We start from the raw sequence: 14,864 nt of genomic DNA on the forward strand, positions 1-14,864 counted from the left end.
TCCTTTTAATTTAATATTTACTAGTATATAAAAAATAATATGCTATTCAATATAATTTTATTTTGAAAAGCAGTAAAAACTCTATGAATATGAACTATAGTGGTATTTTAAAAATTTTTTTGATATTTTTATATAAAAAAACATGAGTATTGTATTATATGTTTGATTATGTTTTATTATTTATCTATTTAAAATTGATTTTATTTCATTTTCAGACAAATGTATAAACTCTTTTTCTTTTAAGTCATTCAGTAAAATATTAGCTATTCTAAGTCTTTTTAGTATTATAACTTCAAAACCTACTTTTTGGCACATTCTTCTTATTTGTCTATTTTTGCCCTCTGTAAGTATTATATTAAACGAATTTTTATTTATTCTCTTTATTTTTGCAGGCTTTAATTTTTGTCCGTCCAAAGAAATTCCATATTCAAGTTTTTTTAATGCTCCGTCAGGTATATTATCATTAACTTTTACATAGTATTCTTTTTCGCAATTAGTATTTTCTCCTATAATTTTTTTAGCAAATACTCCATCATTAGTAAGAATTATAAGCCCCTTACTGTCTTTGTCTAATCTTCCCACAGGATATATATCATTGAAATCATTTTTTACCAAATCATATATAGGTTTTCCCTCTTTTTTATTTGATGATACAACATAACCTACAGGCTTATTTAATTTTATATATATTTTATTTTCTTTATCTATATTGCATTCAACTTTATCATTTTCATCCACTTGAGTTGCTGGATTATTTATTATTTCTCCATTAACCTTAACATATCCATTTTGAATAAGCCTATCTGCTTCTCTTCTGCTTGCTATATTTAATGAAGCTATATATTTATTTAATCTCATTTTTATTCTTTAATGTATAAATTTGTTTATATATAGTAACATAATATAATTTTTAATCAAATTTTCCTAATAATTACTAAAATTATTGTTTTATGATATCGATATAATATATGAGAATTTTATATTTTATAGTTGACAATTTTTGTTGATTATAATATAATTGTGCTAAGTTATTGGATATAATTGCTTAGCTATAAATATTAAGGAGAGTGCGCTATGAAATTCTATAGAAGTACGAGAGATTTTTCTCGCTACCTCATAATCATTTGTCTATTCATTAGCATATGTACAGCTGCTGTCTATGGACAAACTTCTAGTGTTTATATGGAAACTAGACTACTTTACAACTTTGAAACATTAGATGAATGGCAGCCTATATCAAATGCTAGTCGCTTTATGTTCAGAGGTGATAGAACAAATGAAAATGGAGTTGTAATGAAATATCCTAATATGAGATTATTCGCTACAAAGCCATATGGTATGGGTAACCAAAGTTATAATTCAACTAATTCATTATCAGTAAGTGTTTCTTTTTTTAGAAAATCTTATAACTTTTTTGATTTAGTCCCAACAGTACAGAAAATCATACCAGGTAAAGCTCAGACTTTTGACATTTGGGTATGGGGTGGTAATTATGACTATACTATGGAAATGATATTTGAAGATTATCTTGGTTATACTTATACATTGCCTTTAGGATCAATAAGATATATAGGTTGGAGAAATATGAGTACAGCAGTACCATCATTTATTCCTCAAGAAGAGCCTTATGTTCCTAGAGCTAAAGGTTTAAGATTTATGAATTTCCGTTTCTGGTCATCACCAGAGGAAAGAGCTGATAACTTTGTAGTTTTATTGGACTATTTCCAGACAGTTACAGATACATTTAGAGAAGCTTATGACGGTTCTGATATAGAAACTACATTAGGTCAGGAAGTAGGTGGAAGATCTTCTGAACAATATACAGAAGGTGGAGCTAAAGTAGTAGGTGAAGGCGACGGAGCAGAAACTACTACAGAACAGTCTCAAGAAGCGCAACAATAAGGTATAAGTAAGGAGAAGAATGAATATGAAAAGATTAAGTATCTTGATAACAATGTTAATTCTAACTGTTGCATTCTTGTTGTTTGCCCAAGATGCGGCTCAGACAGGCGAGCAAACTACTCAAAATCAGGGTCAGACTGAAGGTGGTAATAATTTTATAACAGAAGCTATTACTAATTACTTGATAGATGATTTTGAATTTGCTAATACTTGGCAAGCTTCTATGCCTAGAGATTATGGTGTAGTTAGTATCATTCGTCGTGAAGGCGGTCCAGCTGATATTGTAGCTGAAGGTGCAGAAAATAATAAATATATTTTAGGTGCTAAAGTAGAGTATTTCAGAACTGGTTATCCTTGGTTCTCTGTTACTCCTCCTAGACCAGTTAAAATCCCTGGTTATACTAAAGAACTTAGTGTTTGGGTAGCAGGACGTAACCATAATAACAAAATGAGTTTCTATATTTATGATATAAACGGTAAACCTCAGTCAGTTGGTAATGAAGCTCTTAACTTTATGGGTTGGAAAAATATTACTGTTCAGATTCCAGCTAATATAAAACAAGAAGATTTTAGAGGTCAAGTTGAGCAAGGTATTAGCTTTATGGGTGTACATGTAAAAGTTGATCCTAAAGATTCTTATGGTAAGTATTATATCTACTTCGACCAGTTAATGGCTAAGACTGATATGTATTTAGAAACTTATAGAGAAGAAGATGACCCATTAGATACTTGGTAATTATAAATTAAGTATTTGAAATATTAAAAGGTAAGGTGTTTTATGCCTTACCTTTTTTATTATATAAATAGCTTGAAATTAATATCATTATATATTAAACTACTAAAATATATCATTTGAAAAGAGAGTTTTATGTCTACAATAAATTTATTGCTTCTTATAGGATTTATATTGCTTGCTATATATTCTATAACTACTAGAATAGTAAATAATAGAGTACCTAAAGATAAGAAAGAAAATGATGATAATTATGAAGATCATAATTCAAAAGAGTAAATATTTAGAGGATATTAAATTATGGAATTATTTATATATATTGGAATAGCTATTATATGGGGTATAGTTAGCTTGATACAGAAAGCAGCTAAAGAAAATAAAAAAACTAAAAGAAAGTCTAAAATAAATAAAAAAATTAAAAGAAAACCTAAAATAAATAAAAACTATACACAAAATACTAAAAAATCTAATAAGAATGAAGAAGAAATATTTAGAGAATTACAGAAAAATATTAAGAATTTAAAAAATTATAATGAAGATGTTTTAAGAGAAAATACACAAAAAGAGGAAGTTTATAGCAGTAATTATGAAACTTCAAATTATAATAGAGAAATGTTAGAATTTCAGGAAAAATATAATTCTAAAATTATACAAGTAAATAATATAAAAAATGAACAAGATAATATCAATTTTAATAGTGTAGAAAATAAAATACATATCAATTCTATGTTATCTTCTTTGGATATAAAAAAAGCTATTATTTATAATGCCATACTTGAACCAAAAAGAATCAATTATGTAAGAGTAAAAAATAAAAGCTGATAATAAGAGTAATTTATATATTTATGAAATAGAGAGTTTTAATAATGAAATCATTTGAAGAGCTTATATCTGTGATACAAACTTTAAGGGGAGAAAATGGCTGTGCTTGGGATAGAGTGCAGACTTTTGATAGTCTTATTCCATGTTTTTTAGAAGAGGCTTATGAACTCGTTGAGGCTATAAGTAATAAAGATTATGAGAATTTGAAAGAGGAACTTGGAGATGTGCTTTTGCATGTGGTATTTTTTTCTGAACTTGCAAAAGATAAAAATAAATTCAATATCGATGATGTATGTAAAAATATCAATGAAAAACTTATAAGAAGACATCCTCATGTATTTGGAGATAGTGAAGTTAAAGATGTTCAGGGTATATTGAAACAATGGGATCAAATAAAAAAAGAAGAGAAGGGTAATGATAGTAATGAATTTAAAAGTGTTCTTGAAGGAATTCCTAAATCTCTGCCTATAATGGAAAGATCATATAAATTGATGAAAAAAGCTGCAAGTGTTGGTTTTGAATATGAAAATGTTTATGATTCTCTTGCTAAGATAGATGAAGAACTTTTAGAAGTTAAAGAAGCTTATAATGAAAAGGATAAGGAACATTTAGAAGAAGAAATTGGAGATTTGATTATGACAGTTCTCGATTTCGCTCGTATGAATAAAATTAATCCAGTGAATTCTCTTATAAAAGTTAATGAGAAATTTAGAAAAAGATTTAATTATGTAGAAGAAACTGCTTATAAAATGAATAAAAAATTAGAAGACATGTCTTTGGAAGAGATGGATAATCTTTGGAATGAGTATAAAAAGAAAGAAAGAGAAGTTCAATGAATATTTATGATTATAATGTAAAGGATATTAAAGGCAATGATATTTCTTTATCTAAATATAAAGGTAAACTTCTTTTAATAGTAAATACTGCAACAAGATGCGGTTTTACAAATCAGTATAAAGATTTGGAATATATTTATAAAAAATATAAAGATCAAGGTTTTGAAATATTAGATTTTCCATGCAATCAATTTTTGAATCAAGCTCCTGAAACTAATGAAGAAATAGATAGTTTTTGTAAACTCAAATACAATACAACATTTGATAGATTTCAAAAAATATATGTGAAAGGTAAAGGTATAGAAGCTTTATATTCATATCTCATTAATAATAGTAATTATTTTCTCAATAAAAATATAAAATGGAATTTTACTAAATTTTTGATAAATAGAGAAGGGGATATAATATATAGATTTTCTGCTATTGACCGTATAAATAAAATAATAAAGTATATAGATGAAATTATATAATTAATAGTAATATAAAATATACTTTTACTCCTTTTATATAATTATTTTATTGATTTTTTATATAGATATAATAATATTTTATTGCAAGAATTTTAAGTTTGTATTATAATATCCAAACTTATAATTTAGAGGTATTTTTGATGTCTATTAATAGTAGTTTATACAAAAGATCAAAATTATATGATTTAATTTCTAAAATTATAAAAAAGAAAGATGATGAAAATTTTCAGTTAAAAGAGCATATAGATAGATTATTTGAACTTATAGATAAGAGTACTCAAGAAGAAGTGAATTATGCAGATAATAAGATAAGTTGTCTTCATTTAGCAGTTCAAATAGATAATGCTGATGTAGTTGCTGCTTTAATCTCTAAAGGTGCTAATGTGAATGCTATTAATGATAGGGGAGTTAGCCCATTGCATACAGCTATTATAAAAAATCAGTCTGAAGATATTATTAAAGTGCTATTGGATAATGGTGCTGATTATAATATTGAAGAAGCTAATTTTTCAGCTCTTGCTCTAGCAGAAATTATGAATGTTCCATATATGCATTTATTTAAAAAATAATTTATATATTTCTGTTTTATGATCTATTATATTATAGAAATTATAATCATAAATATGTATCAATTATAAAGTATTTTATCTCAAATATGTACTGTCTTTCTATAAAAATAACTTATGATTATCTTTATTTACAATTAAAGTATATATCTCATTAACATCTATTTGATTTACAGCATTAAATTTATATTTTCTGTATATTCAATTCTATCTATCTCATATTTGAATATAGGATAATTAGAACTTTTAAATCTTCTTCTATCTAGGAGCTATATAGATAAAATCAACTAATTTAGCTTTTACTTTTACACCATTTTGTATATTTTTTATATTAATAAATATTTATAAACCCTATTACAAACATTAAAACAGCAAATGAATAAAACATACTAAAATCTTTATAAATTCTATTCATACAGTTCTCTAAAATTATAATATATAAAAATCAAAATTGTTATAAAAAATAATTGAAATTGATTATATATTTTATTAAAATAAAATCATTAACATTGAATAAATTATTTTTATACTTTAAAGTGCATTGCAAATAAATTATGTCTAGTATCTTTATAAAAATGTTTCTTCTATAGAAACTTGTGATAGTAATGATACAGTTTTAAACTCATCTAATCTATTAATAGAAAATGTTATATTGGAAAAGAATAAAAAAAGCTGATGATATAATATATGCTTTTGGATATTTTTATATATGGGACTTATAAATACAGTCATCATTTATTTCAAATATTTACTAGAAATTTACCTCAAGTTCATAATATGGAATTATCTGAATTGCTTACGAGTCTTTATGAGATTTGGAAAAATTTAAATAATGAAGTTGTATATTATAGTTCTATGACAGCAATGTGAGAATTATTCAAAATAGGTTGTACAACTTGTTTTGATCATCATTATTTATTTCCAAAAACAGATAGTATATTAGATTCTCAATTTGTAGCAGCAAAAGATTTAGGCATTAGAATGTATGCTTCAAAAGGAAGCAGGAGCTTAGTAAAAAAGACAGTTGACTTTCGCCAGATTCTGTAGTTTACTTATTAGATGATATATTAAAGGATTTTCAAAGAGCGGTAGAAAATACTGTAGATTATACTTAGTTAATGGAAAAAATATTGTAAAAGATAGTACAATACAAATATAGATGAGAATAAAATATATAATATCTCTAATGAAACCGAAAATAAATATCTTTTAAATAAATAATTTTTCATTTTTTATATTGACAAATTAAATTATTAGTTTATAATGAACAATGTTCAATATAAAGGTGTGTATGAATTCCTTAATTATTGGATTTTTATTTTAAATTAAAATGAACAATGTTCAGTTATGTTTGTTAAATGAAAGGAATAATTTTATGAATAATATTGTAACTTCAAAAGAAGAAATTCTTAGGGTGAGTAGGGAGTTTATTAAGAAAAATGGATTTAATGCCATTAATATGCGTTCTTTGGCTGAAGCAACTAATATTGCAGTAGGTTCTCTTTATAATTATTTTAAATCAAAAGAGGAACTTACTATTTCTGTTATTGTAAGTGTATGGTTTGATATACTTCATCCTTCAAATGTATGTTTAGAATCAGATAATTTCATTAATATAATAGATACAATTTTTACTTGTTTAGATAAGGGAAATAAAAAATATCCCAACTTCTTTTCTATGCATTCTACAATGATGTTTGGAAAAAATAAGAATAAGGGTATAGAGATGATGAATCATATAAAAAAGCATATTAAAGATGGTTTATATAAAACTTTAATGAATGACAAGAAAGTAAGAGAAGATGCATTTAATGATCATTTTACGACTGATAAATTTATAGACATTATATTTGCCATTATTGTTACTTATATGATGAATGGAAATTATGATAGCTCTTCTATAAAAGAAATAATTAGAAGAACTATTTATTAATATATAAATAAAAATAAAGGATATTATATGATAAATAAAAGGCTTATATCTTTAATGGGAAATGCCAAAAAATATATAGCTTGGCATGTTATAATACAGCTTGCAAATTTGGCTCTTAATATAACCGCTGTATTTTTTATGGCTGATATTATACAAAAGGCAGCTCAAGGAAACATTATAAAAAGTGATATAATAAAAGTTTCAATTGCTATTTTGATTATAGTAATATTGAGATTTAGATTCAATATTTTAATGGCTAATATGTCGTACAATGCTTCTGGAAGAGTTAAGCAAACTTTAAGAGAAAAAATATATTCAAAACTTCTAACATTAGGAAGCAGGTATAAAGAAAAATTTTCAACAAGCGAGATAGTACAAATATCTATGGAAGGTGTTGATCAATTAGAAATATATTTTGGACGCTATTTACCTCAATTCTTTTATAGTATGATAGCTCCTATAGTTCTTTTTGCTGTACTTTCTACTATCAGTATAAAATCAGCAGCTTTACTTTTAATATGTTTTCCTCTTATACCTATATCAATAGTTGCTATAGTTAAAATTGCCAAAAAGATATTAAAAAAATATTGGGGAAGTTATAGTGATTTGGGAGAGATATTTTTAGAAGATGTTCAGGGACTTACAACTTTAAAAATATATAAGGCAGATGAAAAGAAAAATGAAGAGATGAATATAGAAGCTGAAAAATTTAGAATCGCTACTATGAATCTTTTATTTATGCAACTTAATTCTATAACTATAATGGATATAATAGCGTACGGTGGAGCAGCTTTAGGGGTAATAATTTCTGTACTTGAATATATGAAAGGAAATATTAATTTAGCTGGTACATTTTCTATAATAATGCTTTCTGCTGAATTTTTTATTCCTTTAAGACTTTTAGGTTCATTCTTCCATATAGCTATGAATGGAATATCAGCAAGCGATAAAATGTTTGAAATACTTGATATGAAAAAAGATGATAAAAGAATAAATAATATAAACAGAGATAATGAAAAAATTACTTTTAAAGATGTTAGTTTTGCATACAATGAAGATAAAACTATACTAAAAAATATCAATATGACAATAAAAGAAAAATCATTTGTATCTATAGTAGGAGTATCTGGTTCTGGTAAAAGTACAATTGCTGGATTAATAACTTTGAGAAATGAAGATTATAACGGCTCTATAAAGATTGGAGATATAGAACTTTCTACAATCAATAAAGATGATTTATATAAAAAAATAGTTTCAGTTGATCATAATAGTTATTTATTTGAAGGTAGTGTATATGATAATTTGAAAATGGCTGGAGATAATATAACAGAAAATCAAATGAATGAAGTTTTAAAGCAGGTTGAACTTTATGATTTTTTACAGTCTGAAAACGGACTTGATACAAAGATAATGGAAAAAGCTGCCAATTTATCAGGAGGACAAAAGCAGAGATTAGCTTTGGCTAGAGCAATACTTTTTGATGCGGATATATATATATTTGATGAGGCTACTTCAAATGTTGATGTTGAAAGTGAGGAGAGTATTATGAGGATAATAAGAAATATAGCTAAAGAAAAAACAGTTATACTTATATCTCATAGACTTTATAATTGTATTCTTTCGGATCATATATATTTCTTGAAAGACGGTATTGTAATGGAAGAGGGTACTCATAATCAATTAATGAATTTAGACGGAGAGTATGCTAAAATTTTTAATGAACAGACTAATTTAGAAAGCATAACTAAAGGTGAAAATTTTAGTATTGCTATTTAAAAATTTAAAATATTATACAATAGGAGTTTATAATGAGAAGAAGCGGTATAAGAATTATGGCGGAACTTATCGGTTTAATTGCTCCGCTTATGCATGTTATGATACTTGCAATAACTACAGGGGTATTAGGTTTTTTATGTGCTATATTCATAACTATATTGGGTGGATACGCTATATTAACATATTTAGGATTAAGTTCTGTATTTACTATAAAAACAATATTCATAGCTGTTTTAATACTTGCGGTGTCAAGGGGAATACTCCATTATATAGAACAGCTTAGCAATCATTTTATAGCATTCAAATTATTAGCATTAATGAGAGATAAAGTTTTCAAGGCTTTAAGAAAATTATCTCCAGCAAAACTTGAGGGCAGGGATAAAGGAAATTTAATAGCATTAATTACAAGCGATATAGAATTATTAGAAGTATTTTATGCTCATACTATTTCTCCTATAGCTATTGGAGTGTTAACATCTATTATAATGACAATCTTTATAGGAAGTTTTAATATTATATTAGGTGCTATAGCTCTTTTGGCTTATTTTACAATAGGTTTTATCATTCCTTATTTTTCATCAAAGTTTGGTAAGAATGACGGTATGATTTATAGAGATGATTTTGGAAAATTAAATAGTTATTTTCTAGATAGTTTATGGGGAATAAAAGAGATACTTCAATTCGGATATGGTGAAAAAAGAAGTAAAAATATAGAAACTAAAACTGATGATTTAATGTATTTAAATAAAAAGTTAAAAAAATACGAAGGCGTTATATCTGGTTTAACAACTTCTTCAGTGTCAATATTTACTTTGGCTGTGCTTATTGCAAGTATTATGATATCAAAAGATACTAATTTAAATTTCGTAAATATTATAATTCCAACTATGGCAATGGCTAGTTCATTCGGACCTGTTATAGCATTGAGTAATTTATCTAATAATCTATTTATGACTTTGGCTAGCGGAGAGAGAGTATTAAATTTACTTGCAGAAAAACCTATTGTAGAAGAAGTTTATAATGGTAAAAAAGATTTAACTTTTAATGGTGTTGAATGTGAAGATGTGTATTTTGATTATGAAGGAGATAATATATTAAGTGATTATAATTTGGATATAGAGTCTAATAAAATAATAGGCATAAGTGGAAAAAGTGGAAGCGGTAAATCTACTCTTCTAAAATTGTTTATGCGTTTTTGGGATACAAGAGAAGGTAATATAAAAATATCCGATACAAATATAAAAGATATTAATACCGACACTTTAAGAGATATGGAAAGTTATGTAACTCAGGAAACTTCTATCTTTAAAGATACTATAGAAAATAATATAAAAATAGCAAACAATAACGCCACTCATGAAGAAGTTGTAGAAGCTTGTAAAAAAGCATCTTTACATGATTTTATAATGACTTTACCTAATGGATACCAAACAAATGTGGGAGAACTTGGAGATACATTATCTGGAGGTGAAAAACAGAGAATAGGTATAGCTAGAAGTTTTTTACACAAAGCTCCTTTTATACTACTTGATGAACCTACAAGTAATTTGGATAGTTTGAATGAAGCTGTTATATTAAAATCAATAAAAGATAATAGCAAAGATAGAACTGTTGTACTTGTTTCTCATAGGCTTTCAACTCTAAATATAGCAGATAAAGTTTATAAGATGAAAACTGATAGAGTAAGTTAATTTAAAAATAAAAAATCCAAGTATATTTTTGTATACTTGGATTTTAGTATTAATTATCTTTATTAATTATCTCTCTTTTTCATTTTACGAAGTACTATAATAACAACACAAAGTAATATTATAATTCCTAAAGAAACAGGTATTGTCCAGCCTTTATATGTAGAATCATTAGAAAGTATTTCATTCCATAAATCTTCCATAAGAATATTAGTTTTATCAGGTAAAGTGATATAAACTTCGCAATTATCTAAAGTTTCTTGGTCTGGATATATTATTTTATTATTTTTAGTTTCACTATCCATTATAGCAATAGCTCCGTCATTAGGAGAAGCATAATTAATATACTTTATATTAGCCAAAGCTATTTCAGGCTCGGATAGGAAATTAATATACATTTCTGCCAATTCTAAAGCACTTGAAGAAGTAGGTATACATAGAGAATCTACAAATAAATTAGCACCTTTTTTAGGTATAACAAAATTCAAATTAGGATTGCTATCAATCATAGATAAAGAATCTCCAGCATAATAAACTCCAAGAGCAGCCTCTCCCGATTCCATTTTATCATAAATTTCATCCATTACATAAGATTGTACCAAAGGTTTTTGCTGTTTTAAAATTCTAGCACATTCTCTTAATTCTGTTTCATCAGTTGTGTTTAGAGAATATCCTAAATATGCCTGAGCTATTCCAAAAGCATCTCTAGGATTATAATACATAAGTATTTGTCCTTTATATTTGTTATCAAAAAGTAATTTCCAATCTATATTTTTTTCATCTTCCTCTACTAATTTGTTATTATAAATTATACCAGTTACTCCCCAAGTATAAGCTAAAGAATATTCACCTTTAGTGTCAAAAGCAAGACTTTTAAATCTTTTTCCTATATTAGTATGGGCAGGTATATTATTAAAATTAAGTTTTCTTATTAAATTTTCTCTTATAAGTTTTTCTATCATATAATCAGAAGGTATTATAACATCGTATTGAATTCCTCCCACTTTAAGTTTAACATAAAGCTCCTCATTAGAAGCAAAAGTAGAGTAATTAACTTTTATTCCAGTAAGTTCTTCAAATGCTTTATTAACATCCAATGATCCGTCTGAACCATCTGATATATATTCTCCCCAGTTATAAACATTAACAGATAAATTTTTATCCTTATACTTATGATAATAATTAGTGTCAAACTTGCTAAGATCAATGGTTTGTCCATTTGCTGCTATAACTATTAGCATTAAAAATCCCAAAATTTTTTTTAACATTTTTATTCTCCTTTAATCTAAATACTTTACTGATTTTTATTTATTTTTCTTTTTAACTGCATTAAATATTTTTCTTTTTTAATCTCTTTTAAATTCATAATAACTAAACTTACAAGTACAACTATAAATATAACAGTAGATATAGCATTAATTTCAGGACTTACTCTCTTTCTAGTCATAGAGTAAATAGTAATAGGTAAAGTTTGAGAAGTTATTCCAGAAGTAAAATAACTCACCACAAAATCATCTAATGAATAAGTTAATGCCATCAAGAAACCAGCAAGTATACCTGGAAGTATATCAGGTATAACAACTTTCCAAAAAGCCATAGAAGGAGTACATCCTAAATCTAAGGCAGCTTCATATAAACTATTATCCTGCTGTCTTAATTTGGGAAGCACATTAAGTATTACATAAGGAACATTGAAAGTTATATGAGCTAAAATCAAAGTAGTAAAACCAAATTTTAATTTCATTATAACAAATAAAAGCATTAAAGATATTCCAGTTACGATTTCAGGATTTATTATAGATATATATGTAATACCCATAACAGCATTTTTTATTTTTTTATTGAAACTATTTATACCAATAGCAGCCATAGTTCCCAATATAGTAGCAAGTATAGAAGAAACAGCAGCAACTATGATGGTATTAAAAAATGAATTGAGTATTAAATCATTAGAAAATAATTCTTTATACCAATTTAGAGTAAAACCTGTAAATACTCCGCGTCCTCTGGCTTTATTAAAAGAGAAAAAAATCAGTATTGCTATGGGAGCATATAAAAATAAGAATATAAAAGCAATATAACTTCTGGATAATATTTTTTTTAACATAATGGCATATCCTTTATTAATTATAACAATTATAAAAACATACCCTTAACATCTTCATCTATTTGCTGCATAAGCATAATAGCACATAAAGATATTACAATTAAAACCAAACTTATAGCCGAACCCAAATTAGGATTATAAGACATACCTAAAAACTGCATCTCTATCAAATCTCCTATAAGAATATTAGATCCTCCGCCAAGCATCCGCGAAATTACAAATGTGCTCACAGCAGCTACAAATACCATAGTAACTCCAGCCGCCATACCCGGAAGACTTAAAGGAAATATTATTTTACTGAATACATTAAAAGAATTAGCACCTAAATCCTGAGAGGCTTCTATCAAACTATGATGTATTTTAGTCATTACCGAGTAAAGAGGAAGTATCATAAAAGGAAGATAATTATAAACCATTCCTATTAATACAGCAGCTTGAGTATTTATAAGTTTTATAGGCGAAAGTCCCATAAATATAAGTATCCTATTAATAATCCCATTATTTTCTAATATAGTCATCCAAGCATAAGTTCTAAGTAGAAAATTCATCCACATAGGAAGCATTACAAGCATTATCAAGGCATGCTGAACTGTTTTCTCCTGTCTTGATATATAAAAAGAAAGAGGATAAGCCAAAACCAAACATATCATAGTTGAAGCACTAGCTAGTATTACAGAGCGTATTATAACTGGTGTAAATGCTGTAACATTAGAAAAATTATTCAAAGTAAACTTTCCGCTTTGATTAGTAAATGCAAAATATATAACTAAAACAAGAGGTACTAATACAAAAACTAATGTCCAAATCAAATAAGGTATAGCAGGTATTTTTGTCTTCATATCATTACCTCCTCTACAGTTTTTTTCATAATATGTATATTCTCTTTAGAAACAGCTATTCCTATTTCAGTACCAGCTTCCCATTTTTCTGTAGAATGTATTATCCATTTATATCCATGTGCATCTAATATCATTTCAAAATGTACACCTTTGAATATAGCTGATTCTACTAATCCTGATATATTAGCATTATCAGGATGCACAACTATAATATCTTCGGGACGAATAACAACATCAACTTTTTCTAACTTATCAAATCCTTTATCAACACAGTCAAATACATATCCTGCAAACTCTACAACATAATCATTATGCATTATTCCGTCTATGATATTACTTTCTCCGATGAAGTCAGCTATAAATGCATTTTTTGGTTCATTATATATATCTTCAGGAGTACCAATTTGAAGTATTTTTCCTGCTTTCATAACAGCCACAGTATCGCTCATAGTTAATGCTTCTTCCTGATCATGAGTAACATATACAAAAGTGATTTCTAATGACTGCTGAATTTTCTTTAATTCTATTTGCATTTCTTTTCTGAGTTTTAAATCCAATGCCCCCAAAGGTTCATCAAGAAGTAAAATTCTAGGTTTATTAATTAATGCTCTGGCAATAGCAACTCTCTGTTGCTGTCCGCCTGAAAGTCTATTTATATTTCTTCTTCCATAATTTTCCAAATTCACCATTTTAAGCATTTGATGAACTCTATCTTTAATCTCTGATTTAGGAACCTTTTTCAAATTAAGTCCGAATGCAATATTTTCAAAAACATTAAGATGAGGAAATAATGCATATCTTTGGAAAACAGTATTAACTTCTCTTTTGTATGGAGGAGTATCATTTATAACTTTACCGTCAAAAAGTACTTCACCTGAATTAGGCTTTATAAAACCTGCTATAGTTCTTAGTATAGTAGTTTTACCGCAACCTGAAGGACCTAAAAGAGTTAAAAATTCCTTATCTTTAATATCGAGATTAAGATTTTCTAGTATTGTATTTTCATCGTAGGAAACATTAATGTTTTTTAAAGACACGATAATATTATCGCTCATAAACGACCCCCTATGCGTATATTTGCAATAGCCTCCGTAAAATTACGTATATACATCTTATAACGTATAAAACGCAGTTTACTCGTCGCTTACCCGCATAGGGTTTTTTTCGTTCTAGCTGATTATATAGATTAAAC

15 protein-coding genes and 1 pseudogene are annotated in these 14,864 nt (G+C 26.6%); 11 read left to right on the forward strand and 5 right to left on the reverse strand.

Annotated elements, in window-relative coordinates:
- Nucleotides 1–180: 180 nt before the first annotated feature.
- The gene (locus Q1J76_RS01185) at nucleotides 181–858 is read right to left on the reverse strand and encodes a pseudouridine synthase (RefSeq protein ID WP_300365546.1); all 678 of its coding nucleotides are present in this window, start codon (nucleotides 856–858) and stop codon (nucleotides 181–183) included.
- Between the two features lie 324 nt (nucleotides 859–1,182).
- Here Q1J76_RS01185 and Q1J76_RS01190 point away from each other — a divergent pair, with 324 nt between their 5' ends.
- The 11 genes and pseudogenes from Q1J76_RS01190 to Q1J76_RS01240 all read left to right on the forward strand — a co-directional run bounded on the left by Q1J76_RS01190 (nucleotide 1,183) and on the right by Q1J76_RS01240 (nucleotide 10,729).
- A complete protein-coding gene (locus Q1J76_RS01190; RefSeq protein ID WP_300365548.1) occupies nucleotides 1,183–1,902 on the forward strand; it encodes a flagellar filament outer layer protein FlaA in 720 nt (239 codons plus the stop codon).
- A 25-nt stretch (nucleotides 1,903–1,927) separates the two neighbouring features.
- Nucleotides 1,928–2,638 carry a flagellar filament outer layer protein FlaA gene (locus Q1J76_RS01195; RefSeq protein ID WP_300365551.1) on the forward strand — a complete coding sequence of 237 codons (711 nt, stop codon included), beginning with the start codon at nucleotides 1,928–1,930 and terminating at the stop codon, nucleotides 2,636–2,638.
- A 132-nt stretch (nucleotides 2,639–2,770) separates the two neighbouring features.
- Entirely contained in the window at nucleotides 2,771–2,914 is a 144-nt protein-coding gene (locus tag Q1J76_RS01200; RefSeq protein WP_300365554.1) for a hypothetical protein, read from the forward strand.
- A gap of 18 nt (nucleotides 2,915–2,932) precedes the next feature.
- Nucleotides 2,933–3,457, forward strand: a complete 525-nt coding sequence (locus Q1J76_RS01205) for a hypothetical protein (RefSeq protein WP_300365651.1) — start codon at nucleotides 2,933–2,935, stop codon at nucleotides 3,455–3,457.
- A gap of 44 nt (nucleotides 3,458–3,501) precedes the next feature.
- Entirely contained in the window at nucleotides 3,502–4,293 is a 792-nt protein-coding gene (gene mazG / locus Q1J76_RS01210; protein WP_300365557.1) for a nucleoside triphosphate pyrophosphohydrolase, read from the forward strand.
- The gene (locus Q1J76_RS01215; RefSeq protein WP_300365560.1) at nucleotides 4,290–4,763 is read left to right on the forward strand and encodes a glutathione peroxidase; all 474 of its coding nucleotides are present in this window, start codon (nucleotides 4,290–4,292) and stop codon (nucleotides 4,761–4,763) included. Before mazG ends, Q1J76_RS01215 begins: the two co-directional genes overlap by 4 nt.
- A gap of 140 nt (nucleotides 4,764–4,903) precedes the next feature.
- Nucleotides 4,904–5,332 carry an ankyrin repeat domain-containing protein gene (locus tag Q1J76_RS01220; RefSeq protein ID WP_300365563.1) on the forward strand — a complete coding sequence of 143 codons (429 nt, stop codon included), beginning with the start codon at nucleotides 4,904–4,906 and terminating at the stop codon, nucleotides 5,330–5,332.
- Between the two features lie 551 nt (nucleotides 5,333–5,883).
- A pseudogene (locus Q1J76_RS12590) lies at nucleotides 5,884–6,435 on the forward strand (amidohydrolase family protein); the annotation flags it as partial.
- A gap of 269 nt (nucleotides 6,436–6,704) precedes the next feature.
- Nucleotides 6,705–7,262 (forward strand): TetR/AcrR family transcriptional regulator, encoded by a 558-nt coding sequence (locus Q1J76_RS01230; RefSeq protein ID WP_300365569.1) that lies wholly within the window; start codon nucleotides 6,705–6,707, stop codon nucleotides 7,260–7,262.
- Nucleotides 7,263–7,289: 27 nt separating this feature from the next.
- Nucleotides 7,290–9,038, forward strand: coding sequence for an ABC transporter ATP-binding protein/permease (locus Q1J76_RS01235; protein ID WP_300365571.1), 1,749 nt, complete (start codon nucleotides 7,290–7,292; stop codon nucleotides 9,036–9,038).
- 32 nt (nucleotides 9,039–9,070) lie between these two features.
- Nucleotides 9,071–10,729 carry an amino acid ABC transporter ATP-binding/permease protein gene (locus tag Q1J76_RS01240; RefSeq protein ID WP_300365573.1) on the forward strand — a complete coding sequence of 553 codons (1,659 nt, stop codon included), beginning with the start codon at nucleotides 9,071–9,073 and terminating at the stop codon, nucleotides 10,727–10,729.
- A 62-nt stretch (nucleotides 10,730–10,791) separates the two neighbouring features.
- Here the strand turns inward: Q1J76_RS01240 and Q1J76_RS01245 are convergent, their stop codons facing one another.
- From Q1J76_RS01245 to Q1J76_RS01260, 4 genes are read right to left on the reverse strand one after another with little or no spacing between them, the layout of a single operon-like run.
- Nucleotides 10,792–11,994: an ABC transporter substrate-binding protein gene (locus Q1J76_RS01245; protein ID WP_300365576.1), complete on the reverse strand. Its 1,203-nt coding sequence runs from the start codon at nucleotides 11,992–11,994 to the stop codon at nucleotides 10,792–10,794.
- 26 nt (nucleotides 11,995–12,020) lie between these two features.
- Nucleotides 12,021–12,833 carry an ABC transporter permease gene (locus tag Q1J76_RS01250; RefSeq protein ID WP_300365579.1) on the reverse strand — a complete coding sequence of 271 codons (813 nt, stop codon included), beginning with the start codon at nucleotides 12,831–12,833 and terminating at the stop codon, nucleotides 12,021–12,023.
- A gap of 29 nt (nucleotides 12,834–12,862) precedes the next feature.
- Nucleotides 12,863–13,672, reverse strand: coding sequence for an ABC transporter permease (locus tag Q1J76_RS01255; RefSeq protein ID WP_300365582.1), 810 nt, complete (start codon nucleotides 13,670–13,672; stop codon nucleotides 12,863–12,865).
- Nucleotides 13,669–14,727, reverse strand: a complete 1,059-nt coding sequence (locus Q1J76_RS01260; RefSeq protein ID WP_300365585.1) for an ABC transporter ATP-binding protein — start codon at nucleotides 14,725–14,727, stop codon at nucleotides 13,669–13,671. The genes Q1J76_RS01255 and Q1J76_RS01260 overlap by 4 nt, the downstream gene beginning before the upstream one ends.
- Nucleotides 14,728–14,864: the final 137 nt, after the last annotated feature.

Source organism: Brachyspira sp., from assembly GCF_029258575.1.
GTDB lineage: Bacteria > Spirochaetota > Brachyspiria > Brachyspirales > Brachyspiraceae > Brachyspira.

What these genes read in the sequence shown, in the direction of transcription:
- Q1J76_RS01185 (WP_300365546.1), bottom strand. Translation starts at nt 858, where the DNA reads ATGAGATTAAATAAATATATAGCTTCATTAAATATAGCAAGCAGAAGA.
- Q1J76_RS01190 (WP_300365548.1), top strand. Translation starts at nt 1,183, where the DNA reads ATGGAAACTAGACTACTTTACAACTTTGAAACATTAGATGAATGGCAG.
- Q1J76_RS01195 (WP_300365551.1), top strand. Translation starts at nt 1,928, where the DNA reads ATGAAAAGATTAAGTATCTTGATAACAATGTTAATTCTAACTGTTGCA.
- Q1J76_RS01200 (WP_300365554.1), top strand. Translation starts at nt 2,771, where the DNA reads ATGTCTACAATAAATTTATTGCTTCTTATAGGATTTATATTGCTTGCT.
- mazG (WP_300365557.1), top strand. Translation starts at nt 3,502, where the DNA reads ATGAAATCATTTGAAGAGCTTATATCTGTGATACAAACTTTAAGGGGA.
- Q1J76_RS01215 (WP_300365560.1), top strand. Translation starts at nt 4,290, where the DNA reads ATGAATATTTATGATTATAATGTAAAGGATATTAAAGGCAATGATATT.
- Q1J76_RS01220 (WP_300365563.1), top strand. Translation starts at nt 4,904, where the DNA reads ATGTCTATTAATAGTAGTTTATACAAAAGATCAAAATTATATGATTTA.
- Q1J76_RS01230 (WP_300365569.1), top strand. Translation starts at nt 6,705, where the DNA reads ATGAATAATATTGTAACTTCAAAAGAAGAAATTCTTAGGGTGAGTAGG.
- Q1J76_RS01235 (WP_300365571.1), top strand. Translation starts at nt 7,290, where the DNA reads ATGATAAATAAAAGGCTTATATCTTTAATGGGAAATGCCAAAAAATAT.
- Q1J76_RS01240 (WP_300365573.1), top strand. Translation starts at nt 9,071, where the DNA reads ATGAGAAGAAGCGGTATAAGAATTATGGCGGAACTTATCGGTTTAATT.
- Q1J76_RS01245 (WP_300365576.1), bottom strand. Translation starts at nt 11,994, where the DNA reads ATGTTAAAAAAAATTTTGGGATTTTTAATGCTAATAGTTATAGCAGCA.
- Q1J76_RS01250 (WP_300365579.1), bottom strand. Translation starts at nt 12,833, where the DNA reads ATGTTAAAAAAAATATTATCCAGAAGTTATATTGCTTTTATATTCTTA.
- Q1J76_RS01255 (WP_300365582.1), bottom strand. Translation starts at nt 13,672, where the DNA reads ATGAAGACAAAAATACCTGCTATACCTTATTTGATTTGGACATTAGTT.
- Q1J76_RS01260 (WP_300365585.1), bottom strand. Translation starts at nt 14,727, where the DNA reads ATGAGCGATAATATTATCGTGTCTTTAAAAAACATTAATGTTTCCTAC.